The organism is Umezawaea sp. Da 62-37, assembly GCF_032460545.1.
GTDB lineage: Bacteria > Actinomycetota > Actinomycetes > Mycobacteriales > Pseudonocardiaceae > Umezawaea.
Genome location: NZ_CP135965.1, coordinates 10,752,344 through 10,768,012 on the forward strand (window position 1 = coordinate 10,752,344; position 15,669 = coordinate 10,768,012).

A 15,669-nucleotide genomic window follows, 5' to 3' on the forward strand; every position below is an offset into this window, starting at 1 on the left:
ACCATGCCCACCTTCACCACCCGAGACGGCGTGGAACTGGCCTACCAGGACCGCGGCGGCGACGGGTTCCCGCTCGTCATGCTGCCGGGCTGGGGCCAGACCCAGGCCATGTTCCGCCACCAGTTCGCCGGGCTGGCGGACGGCCACCGGGTGATCACCCTCGACCACCGCGGCCACGGCCTGTCCGCCAAGCCCGACCACGGCTACCGGATCGCCCGGCTGGCCGCCGATGTCGACGAACTGCTCGACCACCTCGGCCTTGACGAGGTCGACGCCCTCGGCTGGTCGATGGGCGTGTCCGTGTGGTGGAGCCTGATGGACAACTCCGGCACCGGCCGCGTCCGCAGGTTCATCGCCGTCGACCAGCCCTCCGCCGTCGCCGCCGTCCCGTGGATGAGCCCGCGGGAGCAGGCCGAGTGCGGCGCGATCTTCGACGTCGACACCCTCCTCGCGCTCGGCGGCAGCCTCGCGGGACCCGAGGGGGACAAGGCGCGCGAGGACTTCGTGCGCGGCATGTTCCCCGCGGGAGCCCCGGAGGACGTGTGGGAGTTCGTCACCGGTGAACTGGCGACGGTCCCCGCGGCGGGCGCGGTGCCGCTGCTGTTCGACCACTGCGCCCAGGACTGGCGCGACGTGCTGCCTGCCATCGACGTGCCGACGCTGGTGATGGGGGCGGAGGTCAGCCACGTCAGCGTGTCCTCGCAGGCCTACGTGGCCGACCGGATCCCCGGCGCCAGGCTGCACGTGTTCACCGCCGACGTGGCGACCTCGCACTTCCCGTTCCTGGTGAACCCGCCCGCGTTCAACGCCGTCGTGGAGGGGTTCCTGGCGGACTAGTGGACGTAGGGCCAGCCGGCGGAGTCCCAGCCCAGCCAGTTGATGCCGAGCAGCGACGTGCCGCTGTCGTTGTAGTAGTGGTAGCTGAGGATGTCGCTGTCGGTGTCGGTGAACACGTCCTGGTGGCCGGGGCCGTGGACGCCGCCCTCCGAGGCGAGGATCTGGGTGCCGCCGCCGGAGGTCATCGCGACGCCGTTGCGGTCGCTGTAGGGGCCGGTGACGCTGGACGAGCGGCCGACCATGACGCGGTAGGTGCTGGAGGCGCCGCGGCAGCAGTAGTCGAAGGAGACGAACAGGAAGTAGTAGCTGCCGTGCTTGACGATGTTCGGCGCCTCGATCGGGCCGCCGTTGCGCCCCGCGATGGAGCGGATGGTGGAATCGGAGCGCAGACCGGTGGACGGGTTCAGCGCGATCATCTTGACGCCGGACCAGAACGAGCCGAAGCTCAGCCACCAGCGGCCCTGGTCGTCGACCACCAGGTCGGGGTCGATGGCGTTGAAGTCGTCACTCGTGCGCGATTCGACGACCAAACCGCGGTTGGTCCACGTCCCCGAAGCGCCGCTGGTGCTGGTGGCCAGGAAGATCGCCGACTTGTTCACCCCGAACGTCGAGGCCGAGTAGTACATGTAGTACTGGCCGTTGCGGTAGGACAGGTCGGGGGCCCACAGGTTGCGGCTGCCGCCGGTGTAGGCCGTGGTCCACGACGCGCCGTTGGGGAACGCGGATCCCGCGTTGCGGAACGCGGTCCGGTCGGTCGACGTCTTCAACGCGATGTTGTCGCCGGTGTGCGCGACGAGGTAGCCGCCCGCGGGTTGCTTGACGATGCTCGGGTCGTGCACGCCGATGTCGCCGGTCACCCGGCCGGGAGCCGCGTAGGCCAGGGTCGTGGGTGCCATCGCCGTGACGGCGGCTACCGCGGCCACCAGTGCCAGCGCGCGTTTCTTCCATGCGGACAAGGGATCTCCTTTGATCCTTGTGCGGAAAGAGCACGGCGGCGGCGACATTCCGGGAAAGCTCCCGGAATTGCAGGGTAGCCAGTGCCGCCGGAATTGCCAATGCTCATTCACGGGGCTGAACATCGTCGAATGTTCGACGATTCCCTCGAATTGTCGCGGTATCCGTTCGAAACGCGCTCCGGACGCGTACCACCAGGAGTTGGACGGCCACCGCCACCACCGCGCCGACCAGGAACGCGGCCCCGCCGAGCGGGCGGACGAGGACGGCGACCGACAGGCAGGACAGCGCGAAGCCGAAGAGGCCGGTGAGCACGCCCTCCATGGTCCGCACGGCGGCCGCGTGGCCGAGTTGCGCGTGGACGAAGGCCGCGACCACGCCGGTTGCGACGGGGAAGGGCGCCAGCAGACCGGTCCACCGCGGGCCCAGCGCGGCGGAGGCCGTGGTCACGGTGAGGACCAGGACGGCGGTCGTGACGGCACGGCCGGGCAGGTCCCACGCGGGTGGCGCCGGTCGCCCGGAGGCCGCCGGTCCGGTGCCCGGCAGCAGCGCCAGGCCGAGCGCGGCCGCGGTCAGCGTGAGCACGGCGGCCACGGGTGCCGGGACGTGGACGAACGACAGCGCGACGTCCACGGCCAGGACGGCGGCGCAGCTCGTGGCCGCCGCGGCGGGCCAGCGGAAGTGGCGGGCGGTGCGGGCGAACACCACCGCGAACCCGGCCAGCGACACCAGGCCGAGCAGGGAGGACGCGGCCGCGGCGGCGGCGAAGTCCGGCCCGTGCAGGCGGTACGAGATGAACAGGATCGGCCCGGCGACGATGGGAAGCGCGACGAGGATCCCGGTGAGGTGGGGTCCCCAGCGGCGACCCGCCAGGGTGGAACCCACGACGAGCAGCGGAGCGAGAAGCAGTTTCAGCGCGAGGACGTCCACTTGCCGTCAGTCTGCCAGATCCCGCCGGTAGCCGCGCCGTGCACCGCTGCTGTCCGAGCGTGCAACGGCGCTTCCGCCGCGGCCCGCGCGGGCGCAGGGTGGCGGCATGAGCACGGTGAGCCCGGAGCGGATCGCCCGGTACGCACAGGACGCGGGGTTCCGCGGGCAGGACCTGACGATCGCGGTGGCGGTCGCGCTGGCCGAGTCGGGTGGCGACCCCCGCGCGCACAACGCCACGCCGCCGGACGACTCCTACGGGCTGTGGCAGGTCAACATGCTCGGGTCGATGGGGCCCGCGCGGCGGCGCGAGTTCGGGCTGGAGTCGAACTCCGAGCTGTTCGATCCGGGGGAGAACGCCAAGGCGGCCAACAGGATCTCCGGCGACGGGCGGTCGTGGACCCCGTGGTCGACCTACACCAGCGGCGCCTACAAGCGGCACCTGGACGCGGCCCGGCGCGGGGTCGAGGCGATGAGGCGCAAGGGGGACGACGGGGGTTCCGGCGGCGGCAGGGGTTCCGGCGGCGGTTCCGGCGGGTTCTCGGTCGACACCGGCGTGCTCGGCGACTACGCGAAGCGGACCCGGAACACCGCCGACGACCTGACCGCGCTCGGCAGGCGGCACGTGCGCGAGGTCCGCGAGGTGGCCGAGGACAGCTTCGGGAACATCGGCAAGCAGTCCGGGTTCGCCGACGCGCTGGACAACTTCGGCGCGGCGCTGCGCAAGCAGGTCAAGGCGGTGGCGCACAACAGCGACAGGCTGGCCTCGTCCGCGGCGGGCGCGGCCAGGTCCTACCGGGAGCAGGACGACGACGCGGCGCGTTCGCTGCGCGGAGGTGAGGCGTAGTGGACACCGGAGCGCTGGCCCGGCACTTCGCCGAGAGCATGATCGGCCACCGGAACTCGTTGGCGGGCAAGGCCGAGGACGCGGTGAAGGTGCAGTACGCCTTGAACCGGACCGCTTCCGGGCTCACCGACGGGCACGAGGACCAGGCCAAGGCCGCCAAGACCGTGCTGGAGCACTGGAAGGGCGACAACTCGCGGGGCTTCGGGAAGCGCGCGCACCGCCTCGGCGGGCAGATGCGGACCACGGCCGACGCCGCGCGGGACGCCGAGGAGGTGGTCGCGGGGGTCACGAGCGCGCTGACCACCGGGCACGCGCGGGCGCGGCAGGCCGTCGAGGAGTACCTGGACCGGGCGAAGGGACTGCTCGACACGGGCCAGGCGGTCGGCACGCAAGCCGCGCTGCTCAAGGCCGTCGCCCAGGCCGCGGACCTGGAACCCCGGTACACCAAGGAGACCACCGAGACCGTGCGGGCCACGCGGGCCGAACTGGAGGAGGCCGCCCGCAGGCTGCGCGCGCTGGAGAAGGACGTCGAGCACGACGGCGTCGCCGACCAGCGCGCCGTGAAGACCCGCGGTCGCACCCGCCCGTCGGCCGTGCGCGCCAAGGGCCGGTCCCGCACGATCGTCTCGGCCGCCCGGCGCGAGCTGGGCACCCGCGAGAACCCGCCCGGCAGCAACCGGAACCCCTACGGCCCGACCGCCGCGTGGTGCTCGTCGTTCGCCACGGCGATGTGGCGCAAGGCGGGCGTGGACATCCCGCTGCTGCCCTTCACCGGCGACGTGTTCAAGTGGGGGCGGCGCAACGGCAAGGCGTACACGTCGCTCGGCGCGGCGGAACCGGGGGACGTGCTGCTGTTCGGCACCGGCCCCAGCAGCCCGTCCACCAGCAAGCACATCGGGATCGTGGAGAAGGTCGACGGCGACACCGTGACCCTCATCGAGGGCAACTCCGGCGACTCGGTGCGGCGCAACACCCACAAGCTCAGCTCGGCCACGTTCTACGGAGGGGTGCACCCGTGATCACCGCGAACGCGCACGACCCGGACACGGGGGTCTCGGTGGAGGTCGGGCCGGGCGGTGGCCTGCTGGACCTGGCGCTGGACGCCCGGTCGCTGCGGCTGGGGCCGTCGGGGCTGGCCAAGGCCGTGCTGGGGCTGGTCGACACCGCCACCGCGCGGGCCAACGCCCGCGTCCGACGGGCGGTGGGGGACGTGAGCGCGCTCGGGTTGGGCGTGGCCCCGAGGATGGCGGAGTCGGTCGAGGACACGACTCCCGAGACGTGGCGGGTGTGATGGGGATGGGGGAGCGGTTGGACGCGATCCGGTGCGCGGCGGAGGAACGCGGGGTCGCGGTGGTGGTGGACCTGCACGGGAAACCCGTCGACCTGTCCTTCACCCGCGACGCGCTGCGGATGCGCCCCGTCGAGCTGACGGATCTGGTGCGGCGCCTGACCGCCGACGCCGCGGCGTCGGCACTGGCCGAGGGGATGGCCGTGGTGAACGAGGTGGTGCCGGAATCCCTGTTCGCGGACTAGGCCGAGACCTGGCTGAGGAGGGTGCTCAGGTGGCGGGTGAGCCAGGCGGAGTCGGCCGGGCTGATGCGGACCCACTCGGTGTCGCCGGTCCGCTCGGTGGCCATCGCGTAGCGGCCCGCGGCGGTGTCCGTCCAGCTCAGCACGGGGGAACGGCCCGCGGGGCCGGTGGCGGCGAGCTGGCCGGTGGCCCGGCGCGGCGAGTCGATCAGGGTGGTGATGGCCCTGGTGAGGCGGCCGGTGATGTTCGCCTGGGCCAGCGCGCGCTCCAGACCGCGGTGGCCGGACTCGGTGTAGGCGTCCACGGCGGCCGAGAACACCGGCCTCGGCGGCTGGACCTGCTCGCCGGGGCCCGCGCCCGCGTCGCCGACGACCCTGGTGACCGCGGTCGCGAGATCCGTGACGGGTTCGAGGACGACCTCGTGGTCGTTCAGCACGGCCAGCACGCCGCGCCCGTCGCGCGCGGTGGCGAGCACCCGCCACGGCGTGGGGCGGAACACCAGCGCGTCCACCGACAGCACGCCGTGGGCGAGCACGCCGAACAGGTCCTCCAGGTCGGGGGAGATGTCCACGCCGTCGGCCAGCCCGGCCTGGGTGAGCGTGCGCAGGACGTCCGCGCCCAGCGCGTCCCGCTCCTGCTCGGTCGCGCCGTGCGACGGCACCTCCAGCGGGTAGGGCGGGGTGCCGGTGCCGAGGTCTTCCCACAGCAGGTCGAACTCCAGGTGCGACAGGACCACACCGGTCGCCGTACGTCGTGCCATGGGCCGAACGTAGTGCTCGGAGCGGCGTCGTGCGTCCTGGTTGGACAACTCCGGTGATTACGCTGCACACCGTGGACGTGGCCGGTGGGTTCCTGACCGTTCGCGCTTCCGGTGCGGCGGCGGCGAAAGCCGCGCTCAACGGGGGCGCGTCCACGCCCGAGCACATCCAGCTGCTGCTGCGGTGCCCGGTGCCGGAGGGGCTGCCGGACGCGGGTGCCGAGCTTCGGTTTCCCGATTGCTCGTTGCACGTGCTGCCGGTGGGCGTGGTGCTGCTGACCGTCGCCCGCGCGCGGCTGACGACCGGGTTCGCGGACCTGAAGCCGCTGATGTTCCAGCCGGTGCCGGTGGACCCGGCGCTGCGCTCGCTGTTCTCCGACGCGGTGGCGCACGTGCTGGCCGCCGCGGACGCCCTCGACCCGCACGGCCTGGCGCACCACCTGTTCGGGCTGGCCGAGCTCGTGCTGCGCAGCGCACTGCGGGCCGAGTTGGACCGGGTGGACGCGGTGGTCGCCCGGCGCCGCGAGGCCGTGGAGTACATGCGCGAGCACCTGGCCGACCCGGCGCTGGGCGCCGACCGGGTCGCCGAGGCTCTCTACATCTCGCGGCGGCGGCTCTACCAGCTCTTCGACGACGGCCAAGGCGTGTCCGAGCGCATCCGGGGGCTGCGGATCGACCGGGCGAAGGCGCTGCTGGCGGACCCGACCGCGGCCGCGCGCGGGATCGGCGAGATCGCGCGGGACTGCGGGTTCGTCAGCGCCGCGCACTTCTCCCGGACGTTCCGCCAGGTGGTGGGCCGGACGCCGACCGAGTTCCGGGGTCGCTGAACTCCACGCCGGACACGAACCGGCCCGCGAGGCCCGCCACGTCCAGCCAGCCGCGCCCGGTCGGCGAGTGCAGGGTGAACACGGCGATCCGCGGGTGGTCCGGGTCGGTCACCACGACCTGGAGCTGCGCGCCCTGCCCGGTCGCCGCGATGCGTTCCACGATCACCACCGGGTAGCCGGTCGCGGTCTCGCCCTTCGTGACCTCGCGGATGGTCGGACCGTCGAGGTGGAAGCCCAGCCCGCCGGGGTCCAGGGGGCGCTCGACGGGCACCACGCCCGCCATGAGCAGCGCGGGGTCGGCGTCCGGGTGGTCCACGACGGCCAGCAGCCCCACGCCGTGCTGGTGCGCGAGTTCCGCGGCCTGCGTGGCGGACACCTCCAGGCCGGGGTCGCGCGTGCCCTTGAGCCGGTGCAGCACCGCGAGCAGGTCCGCCGCGGTGCGGTCGACGGAGTCGAGCACCACCGGGGTCACCCCCGGAACCGGAGCGAGTCTCACCCCAGGCCCGCCCGGAACGCCGCGCCCGCGCCGCGGGTGGCCGCCGGTCGGGACGGGCCGAGCAGCACGGACGCCAGCTCGGCGGTGAGCGACGAGAACCCGGTCAACGCGTCCGCGACCGCCGTCGACGGTTCCTCGGCACGCAGCCGCGCGGCGACCCGGCGGGCCTCCGCGTGGTGGTCGCGCTCCAGCCGCCGAGCCTCGTCCAGCACCTCGTCCAGCCGCCGGGTCAGCTCGTCGTGCCTGGTCACGGCGCCGTCGTGGACAGTCGCGTGCGCTGCGGTGAACCGGGCCATCGCCCCGCTCCGGTCGACCTCGTCGGCGGCGTCGGCCAGCTCCCGACGCAGTCGCAGCGCGCGCCGGTCCAACTGCTCGGCCTGCCGCTGGTCCCCCAGCAGCGTGCCCGCCCAGCCGTCGAGCACCTCGGCCGCCGCCCGCATCGCGCGCCGCACCGCCGCCAACTCCGACACCACCGCCTCCAACCGCGCCTTGAACCCGTCCGCCGCCGCACCCGTCCACCGCTCCGGCGGCGCGCCGGGGTCGGCGAACGCGGCGGCGCACCGCTCGCTCGCCGCCGCCACCGCGCCCGCGTTGCCCGGCGCGGGGTCGAACCCGAGGCCCCGGTACTCAGCCACGGGGGAGCCCGTCGGTCCGCCGGTAGGTCTCGCCCACGGCGCGCAGCCCGTCCGCCACCGCGTCCAGCCCCGCGCCGCGCAGCGTCCCCGCCCACTCCGCGATCAGCTGCTCCACCGCGGAGGTGATGCCTTCGGGCCCGAGGTCGCCCAGCGGCTCCTCCAGCGCGGCCGCCGCCACGCGCACCTCGTCCGCGGACTCGTCGAGCCGCCCGGCGAACGTGGTCAGCTCGTCGGGGTCGACGTCGTAGCCACCGGTCATCCGGGTCACTCGCCGAGCACGGGCGGGAACGCGGGCGGCAGGTCGTCGAGCAGGTCGAGGCCCAGGTCGTAGCGGTTGCGGTGCTCGCCGTCCTCCTCGCGGCCGCCGGGCGCCATCGGCGGGTACATGCCGTAGCCCTGGCCGCCGCCCGCTCCGGGCGCGAAGCCACCACGTGCGGCCGCCGCGGCCGCGGGACCCGCTCCGATCACGCCCGAGGCACCGCCGAACCCGGCGTTGGCGCCGGTGCCGGTCGCGTAGGCGCCGCCGGGGTTGTACGTGCTGCCGCCGAAGCCGGGCTGGGAGCCGTACGCGCCGGGGACGCCGTAGCCAGGAGTGCCGTAGCCGGGGGTGCCGTAGCCGGGAGTGCCGTGGGTGGGGGCGCCGACCGAGGCCACGCCGGTGGTGCCGTCGGGGCGTCCGTCGGGCGGGGACGCGGTCGGGCCTCCGTCCGGGGGCGCGGGGGTCGGGAGGGGTGTGGGGGCCGGGGTCGCCGGCGGGTAGGGCGGCGGGACCGGGACGGCGGGCGGCTGGTGGTCCGGCGTGACCGTGGTACCCGTCGGGGCCTCCTCGAACACCGGCAGCCGCGCGCCGACCTCGTAGCTCGCGGCCTCGTACTGGTCCATCACCCGCACGGCCCGGTCCATGGCCTCCTGCTGCTCCTGCTTGGACGGCTTGTGGTCGTCCAGGAGCTGCTTGAGCATGTACGCGCCCTCCGGACCGTCGAGGGTGGTCACGTCGTAGCCGTCGCGGAACCACTTCTCGGCGGTCGGGTGCACCGGTTCCGGCATCGCCCTGGCGGCCTCGTCCACCGCCGCGGTGTACGTGTCGAGCCCGCTGCCCACCTGGTAGGCGCGCTGGGAGGAGTCCGCGGCCCATTCGGTGAGCCGCGACGCCGCCCCGGCGCCCGCCACCGCGGACGGCCCCCGCCACGACAGGACCAGGTTCTGCACGACCTTGTGCACGTCGGCGGTCGCCTGGTCGACGTCGGCGGCCAGCTGCTGCCACTGGTAGGTGCGGGTCGCCATCTGCCCGGTGTCCGCGGACTTCACCATCTCCCAGAGCCGCCGGTGCTCGTAGGCCCGCCAGTTGATCTTGCCGAAGTTCCCCGGTTCCTGGTTCGCCTGGCGCTGCCGGACCCGCCGGGCGTTCTTCTTCCGCTCGGCCTTCGACAGCTGGTTCAGCTCGGAGTGGTACCCGCCCCTGCGCTCGTTCACAGCCGCCCCATCGTCCGCGCCATGTCCTCGTCCTCCGCCTGGTGGGTCGCGCTGACCTGCTGCAACGCCTCCCGCAAAGTACCCAGCTCCTCCAGGTACGACCGCAGGGCGGCCCGCACACCACCGCCCACGTCCCCACCGCGCACCCCGAAGGCCCGCCGCATGTTCAACGACACCGGCCCCTTGCCGTCCCCGAGCGGCTGCTCCGACTCCCGCCCGGCCCGCTCCAGCAGATCGGCCACCACCTCGTGCAACCGCTCCAGATCCGACACCGCCCCGGCGAAGGCCTCCGGATCCAACTCGATCCGATCACCCCCGTCCGCGACCACGTCAGCGGTCCCGGCCCCGGTCGGCGCCGCGACGCCCGGCGGCACGACCCGCGCCCCAACCTGGTCGTCCCGCAGCTCGTCCCGCAACCGCCTGGCGTCCTCGACCCCGCGCACCCTCACGACCATGGGGTCATCCTGATCGGCGCACGCGCGCGGGGCCAGCGGGGTGCACGGCGGAGCATCGGCTGTGCACGATCGGACAAACGGCGCAGTGGCGGCCGGGTCCGCGGTGGCATTTGGCAGGTCGTCGCGTCCGGCACGTGCCGGACGCCGGCCGGACGCCGGAGGACGCTCGGCGAGGGGCTACCCGGCGATCTTGGCGATCTCCTTCCGGACGGTGTCGAGCTCCCCTGGCTTGAGGCGATTCGACCCGCTCCAGGGATCGACCAGCTCCGTCGTCGTCACGACGGACACCTGGTCGAGCAGGATCCAGTAGTCCCCGAGGAACTTCTTCGTCTCGAAGAAGCGGACCGAGCCCTTCGGCCGCGCCGAGCTGATCCGGGCGATCTTGACGGCGCTCTTGCCACCGATCGTGATACCGGCGTCCACGATGAGCACCCGCCGGCCCTTGTGCTTGCTGAACGTTCCGGCACTTGCTGAGGCCATCGTTGGATCCTCCGAGGTGTTGCCCGTGACTGGGATGGGCCAAGCCTCACCGACGAGCTGCCCGGAAGGCACCCACCTGTCGGCGACCGGCGCTGGAACGTCGTCGAGCGGCGCGGTCGGACCAGGAGACCGAGCACCGCCCGCCTGCCGGGCGGCCCGAGTTCGAGCTCCCGCCCGTCGCGCCACACCCGCACCGGCCCAAGAGCCTGAACGAGCACGCGCATCCCCGAGCACCGCATCCGGTCACCCGCCTTCCGAGCCCCGCGCGGTGGTGTCGACGGGTCTGGGACGATCCGGTGTCCCACCCGGCACCCCGGAAGGTCCGACGATCCCGTGACCACGCAGGTCATCGTTCTCAACGGCGGCTCCAGCTCGGGCAAGTCCGGGATCGCGCGCTGCCTCCAGGCCGTCCTGCCGGACCCGTGGATCCGCCTCGGCGTGGACGACCTGGTCGACCGGCTACCACCGTCCCTTGTGGACTCCGCTGGCGGGGTGGAGTTCGGCGGGCGCGGTGAGGTCGTCGTGGGCGGGGGTTTTCGCGCGATCGAGAACGCCTGGATGGCGGGTGTGGCCGCGATGGCGAAGGCCGGGGCGCGCGTCGTCGTGGACGACGTGTTCCTCGGCGGCGCCGCCTCCCAGGCCCGCACCCGTGCCCACCTGGAGGGCCTCGACGTGCTGTGGGTCGGCGTCCACTGCGCCCCCGAGGTGGCGGCGGCGCGCGAGGTCGCCAGGGGTGACCGGGTCGTCGGCATGGCGGCGTCCCAGGCCGCCCTCGTGCACGAGGGGGTCGAGTACGACGTGGTGGTCGACACCGGCCGCGCCGAGGCGCTGGACTGCGCCCGCGCCATCGCGGCGCACGTGCTCTGACGCCGAGCACGCCCGTCGCCTCGCGCACCGAACCACCGCGGCCCGCCCGGTCGGCGAGGCCGCCGCTCCGGGTGGCGGCCGACGGTGTGGGGGAGGATGTGCGCATGTCGGTCCCCTCACCGCACGGCGCGCTGTCCCTGCCCGAGGAGCTGGTGGTGCTCTCGCACCTGGACTCCGGGAAGGTGCGCAGCACGCGGCAGACCGCCATCGGGTGCGCGGTCGCGGAACTCGGCGAACTCGCGCTGCGCCGCCGGATCGCGGTCCGGCCGCGGAGGTTCACCCGGTTCGGCGTCGAGGTCCACCAGCGCGGCGGCGACATCCACGTGCTCGACCACCGGCCCACCGGTCTGGCCTGGGCGGACGAACTGCTGGACGAGTTGAGGTACCGCTCCGTCGCCGAGCGCAAGCCCCTCCCGCTGGCCAAGTGGCTGGACTTCCGCGGCGCCACGCCGCTCGCGGTGCACCGGATCCCGCTCGTGCGCGGCGGCGTCCTGCGGCGCCGGTCCGGCGGGTACTTCCGGTGCGAACGGCACTTCCCCGACCCTGCGGCGCGGACGGCGCTGATCGGCGGGCTCCGGGCCGCGCACGATGGCGGGCAGGTGTTCGACGAGCGCGCGCTGCTGCTGTCCGACCTGGTCGAGGGCGTGGAACTGGTGGACGACCTCGGCCTCACCCCGTCGTGGCGCGGGCGGGTGGACCGCGCCCGTGAGGTCGGGGCGGCCGAGGGCCTGCGGGACACCGGCACGGTGCTCGGCGCCGCGGTGCCGTCCCGGCGGGACTGACCGGTCAGGTGCCGCAGAACGTCCGGTACGCGGCGGCGAAGTCCTCCGGAGCGGGGGCCGCGTAGCGCTCCAGGCCGGGGCGCTCGTCGTACGGGGACCGCACCGCGTCGAGCAGCCGGTCGAGCGGGCCCAGGTCGCCGTCCGTCGCGGCGGCGAGGGCCTCTTCGACGAGGTGGTTGCGCGGGACGTACACGGGGTTGACCAGGTCCATCGCGTCGGCGTCGGGTTCCGGCACCCGCCACCCGGCCAGCCAGGCGTCGATCCCCGCCAGGTCGAGGAACAGCCCGCGCACGGGCTCGGCGTCGCCGCGGGCGGCCGCGGACAGCGCGCGGTAGAACGACGTGTGGTCGACGTGGTTCGCCTGGAGGAGGACCAGCAGGTCGTCCACGAGCGGCTCGACCACCGCGTCGCCGGGCAGGCCGAGCTTGGCCCGCATCCCGGCCGACCACGCCGCGTCGTACGCGGTCCGGAACCCGGTGAGCGCCTCGACCGCGAGCGCGATCGCCCGGTCCTGGTCGTCGGCGAGCAGCGGGAGGAGCGCCTCGGCGAGCCGGGCGAGGTTCCACTGCGCGATGGCGGGCTGGTTGCCGTAGGCGTAGCGGCCGCCGTGGTCGATCGAGCTGTACGCGGTGGCCGGGTCGAACGCCTCCAGGAACGCGCACGGGCCGTAGTCGATCGTCTCGCCGGAGATCGTCGTGTTGTCGGTGTTCATGACGCCGTGGATGAAGCCGACGAGCATCCACCGGGCCACCAGCGACGCCTGGGCGGCCACCACCGCCTCGAACAGCGCGAGGTACGGGCGCTCGGCCTCCGCGGCGGCCGGGTGGTGCCGGGCGATCGCGTGGTCGGCAAGGCGGCGCAGCAGGTCCGCGTCGTCGGTGGCGCGCGCGTACTGGAAGCTGCCGACCCGCAGGTGGCTGCTCGCGACCCGTGCCAGCACGGCTCCGGGCAGCACGGTCTCCCGCCGCACCGGGTTGCCGGTCGCCACGACGGCCAGCGACCGGGTCGTGGGGATGCCGAGGGCGTGCATAGCCTCGCTGAGGACGTGCTCGCGCAGCATCGGGCCCACCGCGGCCAGACCGTCGCCGCCGCGGGAGAACGGTGTGCGGCCGGAGCCCTTGAGGTGCAGGTCGCGCGGGTGGCCGTCGGCGTGGGCGAGTTCCCCGAGCAGCAGGGCGCGGCCGTCGCCGAGGCGCGGGGAGTAGTTGCCGAACTGGTGGCCCGCGTAGGCCTGCGCCACGGGGGTGGCGCCGTCGGGCACGTGGTTGCCGACCAGCAGTCGCAGACCCTCCGGGCCGCGCAGCCACGTGGGGTCGAGGCCGAGTTCGGCGGCCAGCGGCTCGTTGAGCGCGAGCAGCACCGGTGCGGTGGCCTCGTCCGCCTGCCAGGGCAGGGACATCTCGGGGAGCGCGCGGGCGAAATCGCCGCTCAGGGTGACGGTGGATGCCGGTGCGGTGCTCACCCCGTCAACGGTACGTGGACGGGGGGCCGGGCGGCCGCCAGCGCGGTGGCCACGATCCTCACCGGGTTTCGCGCGTCTCGGGTAGACCCCTCGCGGCACCGCCCCCACGCCCCCGTAACACCTGTACGTGGACGGGGGTCGGGTGGCCGGGCCGCTAGCGACCGCGGGGCTTGCCGCGCTTGCCGCCCTTGGGGGCACCGGACCGCCGCTGCTGGGTCCGGGCCGCGGGCTTGCCCGTGGTGGCCTTGCGGCCCTCGGCGGCGGGGCGTTCGGGCTTCGCCGGTGCCGGTGGGCGGCCGCGGGTGCTGTTGACGGTCCGGCCGCGGATGATGCCGATGAGCTGGTCGATCAGGTCGGTGGTCTCGTCCTCGGTCCACGACAGCGCGACGCGCGACTCCGGGGCGTCGACGAGCGTGCGGTAGGTGAGGTCCCGGCGGTGGTGCAGGCGGGCGAGGGACTGGGGGACCACGAGCAGGCCGACGCCCGCGGCCACCAGTTCGACGGCGGCGGCGGTCGTGGCCGGGCGCTGGAACGCGGGACGTCCGGGCGGGCCCTCCCAGTCGAGGGCGTCGTCCAGGGGGTGCAGGACGATCTCCTCGGCCAGGTCCTCGGGGGACAGTTCCTCCGACAGGGCCGTGACGTGGTCCTTGGGGACGACGACCACCGTCGTCTCGGTGTAGAGCGGGATCGCGTGCAGCCCGGTCCGGTCGATCGGCAGGCGCAGCAGCACCGCGTCGGCCGTGCGGGAGCGCACCGCGTCGGCCGCCTCGGCCGCGGAGACCTGGAGCAGCGTCAGCGACACCAGGGGCAGCCGCTCGTTCCAGAGCCGCACCCACTTGGTGGGCGTCACCCCCGGTACGTACGCGAGGGTGAAATTCGTGGGTACGTCCGGGCCGGTCACGACGCCAGATTACCGGGCGTGACCGGGGGCGGCGGACGCGCCCGATACCCTGCACGTCATGAAGTCGCAGAAGACCCCCCAGACGATGAAGCCCGCGACAGCGGCGAAGAAGCTGGGTGTGTACCTCGAAGCCACCCCCGCGGAGTTCCAGGAGGGTGTTGTTTCGCGCGACGAGCTGAACGCCCTCCAGGCGGATCCGCCCGAGTGGTTGCAGGAATTGCGTCGCAACGGACCGCATCCGCGGCCGGTGGTGGCGTTGAAGCTGGGGATCTCGATCGGCGGGTTGGCGCGCGGTGGCGTGACGGAGTCGTTGACCACGGAGCAGATCGAGGCGTTGAAGACGGAGAACCCGACTTGGCTGCGGCAGGAGAGGTCCACGCAGGCTGAGGTTCGGAGGGAAGAGGCTCGGTTGAAGGAGAAGGCGGAGAAGGAGGAGTTGGCGAAGGCGGCGCCGGTGAAGGTGGCGGCGAAGGTGGCGTCGGGGAAGGCTGGGAAATCTGCGAAGGCCGGGAAGGCTGGGGTGGGTAGGCGGGGGTGAGAGTTTGTAGTGGACGGTGGGGGAATGGGTTGTCGCCGGGTCTGGTTTTCGGCAGCTCGAAACAGGTCAGCGGTGCCCGCCGTTCTTCGGGTTCGGCCGATTTGACTTGGGGCCCTCTTTTCGGCCCTCGGTGGTCTGAAAGGGCAGGTGGTGAAGCCCAGCCCGACGCCGCAGGGGTAGGGCCGAAAACCCCAAGTGAAATCGGCCGAACAAGGTGCGGGCGCGCTCGGTCGGGCGCTCAGTGCTCAGTGCTCAGTGTTGAGGTCGATCCAGTACCGGTGGGTGTTGGTGGCGTGCGTGTCCACTTCTGGGATGCCGCCGTTGTGTTCGATTGTTCTGGCTGAGGCTTTGTTGTCCTTCGCGCAGACGAGTAGTACTCGGGTCAAGTCGGTTGTGCGTGCCTTGTCGAGGATTTGGGCGAGTGCCCAGGTGGCCAGGCCCTGGCCGCGTGCGGAGGGGCGGATGCCGTAGCCGATGTGGCCTGCGCGTCGGATCAGTTCGGTGGGGCCGTGGCGTAGTGCGATGCCGCCCAGTACCCGGTTGTCCTCGGTGATCCAGTACGCGTGGCCGGATGGGTCGCTGGTCAGTCGGGCTGTCCAGGTCGCGAAGCCGGTGGGGGAGTGGATCTCGTCCGTGGGGTGCAGGCCGAAGCCGTCCTCGTGGGGGCCGGGGCCCCATTCGTCGTGGGATTCGAGCCATGCGGTGTGCAGTCGGGTGGTCGGGGTGGTCAGGGCGGGCATGGTCCGAGGCTATCGGCTGTAGTCCTTCGCGGAGAGCTGACCAGGGGGAACGCTGGGAGTGGGAAAGGTTGTCCTCCTGTGGTCGTAGTGGGCTGTAAGACCGCAGTGTGATGCGTGATGATCCATTCGCCGGCCAGCATCGTCGCAAGCGGTGGTGGAT

General features: G+C 73.3%; 20 protein-coding genes and 1 pseudogene. 9 read left to right on the plus strand and 12 right to left on the minus strand.

Annotated features, from left to right (window positions below; all coding sequences use genetic code 11):
• The first annotated feature begins 3 nt into the window (after positions 1 to 3).
• Positions 4 to 837, plus strand: a complete 834-nt coding sequence (locus tag RM788_RS48380; RefSeq protein WP_315928042.1) for an alpha/beta fold hydrolase — start codon at positions 4 to 6, stop codon at positions 835 to 837.
• On the opposite strand, the gene RM788_RS48385 is transcribed toward RM788_RS48380, so the two are convergent.
• Both RM788_RS48385 and RM788_RS48390 read right to left on the minus strand, forming a co-directional pair.
• Complete coding sequence (locus RM788_RS48385) at positions 834 to 1,793, minus strand: arabinan endo-1,5-alpha-L-arabinosidase (protein ID WP_315928044.1); 960 nt, start codon at positions 1,791 to 1,793, stop codon at positions 834 to 836. The genes RM788_RS48380 and RM788_RS48385 overlap by 4 nt on opposite strands.
• 103 nt (positions 1,794 to 1,896) lie before the next feature.
• Positions 1,897 to 2,721, minus strand: coding sequence for a hypothetical protein (locus tag RM788_RS48390; protein ID WP_315928046.1), 825 nt, complete (start codon positions 2,719 to 2,721; stop codon positions 1,897 to 1,899).
• A gap of 106 nt (positions 2,722 to 2,827) precedes the next feature.
• On the opposite strand from RM788_RS48390, the gene RM788_RS48395 reads away from it, so the two are divergent.
• From RM788_RS48395 to RM788_RS48410, 4 genes are read left to right on the plus strand one after another with little or no spacing between them, the layout of a single operon-like run.
• On the plus strand, positions 2,828 to 3,565 hold the full coding sequence (locus RM788_RS48395) for a type VII secretion target (protein WP_315928048.1): 738 nt from the start codon (positions 2,828 to 2,830) through the stop codon (positions 3,563 to 3,565).
• Complete coding sequence (locus RM788_RS48400; protein ID WP_315928050.1) at positions 3,565 to 4,584, plus strand: CHAP domain-containing protein; 1,020 nt, start codon at positions 3,565 to 3,567, stop codon at positions 4,582 to 4,584. The genes RM788_RS48395 and RM788_RS48400 overlap by 1 nt, the downstream gene beginning before the upstream one ends.
• On the plus strand, positions 4,581 to 4,856 hold the full coding sequence (locus RM788_RS48405; protein WP_315928052.1) for a YbaB/EbfC family DNA-binding protein: 276 nt from the start codon (positions 4,581 to 4,583) through the stop codon (positions 4,854 to 4,856). The genes RM788_RS48400 and RM788_RS48405 overlap by 4 nt, the downstream gene beginning before the upstream one ends.
• Before the next feature lie 5 nt (positions 4,857 to 4,861).
• Positions 4,862 to 5,098 carry a hypothetical protein gene (locus tag RM788_RS48410; protein ID WP_315928054.1) on the plus strand — a complete coding sequence of 79 codons (237 nt, stop codon included), beginning with the start codon at positions 4,862 to 4,864 and terminating at the stop codon, positions 5,096 to 5,098.
• Here the strand turns inward: RM788_RS48410 and RM788_RS48415 are convergent.
• Entirely contained in the window at positions 5,095 to 5,856 is a 762-nt protein-coding gene (locus RM788_RS48415; RefSeq protein WP_315928056.1) for an ESX secretion-associated protein EspG, read from the minus strand. The genes RM788_RS48410 and RM788_RS48415 overlap by 4 nt on opposite strands.
• 53 nt (positions 5,857 to 5,909) lie before the next feature.
• On the opposite strand from RM788_RS48415, the gene RM788_RS48420 reads away from it, so the two are divergent.
• A complete protein-coding gene (locus RM788_RS48420; RefSeq protein ID WP_315928058.1) occupies positions 5,910 to 6,680 on the plus strand; it encodes a helix-turn-helix transcriptional regulator in 771 nt (256 codons plus the stop codon).
• On the opposite strand, the gene RM788_RS48425 is transcribed toward RM788_RS48420, so the two are convergent.
• The 6 genes from RM788_RS48425 to RM788_RS48450 form a co-directional block, all read right to left on the minus strand.
• On the minus strand, positions 6,607 to 7,143 hold the full coding sequence (locus RM788_RS48425) for a hypothetical protein (RefSeq protein WP_315928060.1): 537 nt from the start codon (positions 7,141 to 7,143) through the stop codon (positions 6,607 to 6,609). The two genes, RM788_RS48420 and RM788_RS48425, sit on opposite strands and share 74 nt — an antisense overlap.
• Before the next feature lie 29 nt (positions 7,144 to 7,172).
• Entirely contained in the window at positions 7,173 to 7,811 is a 639-nt protein-coding gene (locus tag RM788_RS48430; protein ID WP_315928062.1) for a hypothetical protein, read from the minus strand.
• A complete protein-coding gene (locus RM788_RS48435) occupies positions 7,804 to 8,070 on the minus strand; it encodes a WXG100 family type VII secretion target (protein ID WP_315928064.1) in 267 nt (88 codons plus the stop codon). The genes RM788_RS48430 and RM788_RS48435 overlap by 8 nt, the downstream gene beginning before the upstream one ends.
• A 5-nt stretch (positions 8,071 to 8,075) precedes the next feature.
• A complete protein-coding gene (locus RM788_RS48440; protein ID WP_315928066.1) occupies positions 8,076 to 9,284 on the minus strand; it encodes a PPE domain-containing protein in 1,209 nt (402 codons plus the stop codon).
• A complete protein-coding gene (locus tag RM788_RS48445) occupies positions 9,281 to 9,739 on the minus strand; it encodes a hypothetical protein (protein ID WP_315928068.1) in 459 nt (152 codons plus the stop codon). Before RM788_RS48445 ends, RM788_RS48440 begins: the two co-directional genes overlap by 4 nt.
• A gap of 177 nt (positions 9,740 to 9,916) precedes the next feature.
• Positions 9,917 to 10,219 carry a hypothetical protein gene (locus tag RM788_RS48450; RefSeq protein WP_315928070.1) on the minus strand — a complete coding sequence of 101 codons (303 nt, stop codon included), beginning with the start codon at positions 10,217 to 10,219 and terminating at the stop codon, positions 9,917 to 9,919.
• Between the two features lie 333 nt (positions 10,220 to 10,552).
• Between RM788_RS48450 and cpt the strand changes: the two genes are divergently transcribed.
• Both cpt and RM788_RS48460 read left to right on the plus strand, forming a co-directional pair.
• On the plus strand, positions 10,553 to 11,086 hold the full coding sequence (gene cpt, locus RM788_RS48455) for a chloramphenicol phosphotransferase CPT (RefSeq protein WP_315928072.1): 534 nt from the start codon (positions 10,553 to 10,555) through the stop codon (positions 11,084 to 11,086).
• 104 nt (positions 11,087 to 11,190) lie between these two features.
• Positions 11,191 to 11,868, plus strand: coding sequence for a GOLPH3/VPS74 family protein (locus RM788_RS48460; protein ID WP_315928074.1), 678 nt, complete (start codon positions 11,191 to 11,193; stop codon positions 11,866 to 11,868).
• A gap of 4 nt (positions 11,869 to 11,872) precedes the next feature.
• On the opposite strand, the gene RM788_RS48465 is transcribed toward RM788_RS48460, so the two are convergent.
• Both RM788_RS48465 and RM788_RS48470 read right to left on the minus strand, forming a co-directional pair.
• Entirely contained in the window at positions 11,873 to 13,330 is a 1,458-nt protein-coding gene (locus RM788_RS48465; protein ID WP_315928076.1) for a protein adenylyltransferase SelO, read from the minus strand.
• A gap of 154 nt (positions 13,331 to 13,484) precedes the next feature.
• Entirely contained in the window at positions 13,485 to 14,231 is a 747-nt protein-coding gene (locus RM788_RS48470) for a LysR family substrate-binding domain-containing protein (protein ID WP_315928078.1), read from the minus strand.
• 58 nt (positions 14,232 to 14,289) lie between these two features.
• Here RM788_RS48470 and RM788_RS48475 point away from each other — a divergent pair.
• A pseudogene (locus tag RM788_RS48475) lies at positions 14,290 to 14,652 on the plus strand (DUF5997 family protein); the annotation flags it as partial.
• A 362-nt stretch (positions 14,653 to 15,014) separates the two neighbouring features.
• Here RM788_RS48475 and RM788_RS48480 read toward each other — a convergent pair.
• Entirely contained in the window at positions 15,015 to 15,509 is a 495-nt protein-coding gene (locus RM788_RS48480) for a GNAT family N-acetyltransferase (protein WP_315928080.1), read from the minus strand.
• Between the last annotated feature and the right edge of the window lie 160 nt (positions 15,510 to 15,669).

Excerpts from the sequence above, each read along its gene's own strand:
- RM788_RS48380 (WP_315928042.1), top strand. The coding sequence starts at position 4 with ATGCCCACCTTCACCACCCGAGACGGCGTGGAACTGGCCTACCAGGAC.
- RM788_RS48395 (WP_315928048.1), top strand. The coding sequence starts at position 2,828 with ATGAGCACGGTGAGCCCGGAGCGGATCGCCCGGTACGCACAGGACGCG.
- RM788_RS48410 (WP_315928054.1), top strand. The coding sequence starts at position 4,862 with ATGGGGGAGCGGTTGGACGCGATCCGGTGCGCGGCGGAGGAACGCGGG.
- RM788_RS48415 (WP_315928056.1), bottom strand. The coding sequence starts at position 5,856 with ATGGCACGACGTACGGCGACCGGTGTGGTCCTGTCGCACCTGGAGTTC.
- RM788_RS48435 (WP_315928064.1), bottom strand. The coding sequence starts at position 8,070 with ATGACCGGTGGCTACGACGTCGACCCCGACGAGCTGACCACGTTCGCC.
- RM788_RS48445 (WP_315928068.1), bottom strand. The coding sequence starts at position 9,739 with ATGGTCGTGAGGGTGCGCGGGGTCGAGGACGCCAGGCGGTTGCGGGAC.
- RM788_RS48450 (WP_315928070.1), bottom strand. The coding sequence starts at position 10,219 with ATGGCCTCAGCAAGTGCCGGAACGTTCAGCAAGCACAAGGGCCGGCGG.
- RM788_RS48460 (WP_315928074.1), top strand. The coding sequence starts at position 11,191 with ATGTCGGTCCCCTCACCGCACGGCGCGCTGTCCCTGCCCGAGGAGCTG.
- RM788_RS48480 (WP_315928080.1), bottom strand. The coding sequence starts at position 15,509 with ATGCCCGCCCTGACCACCCCGACCACCCGACTGCACACCGCATGGCTC.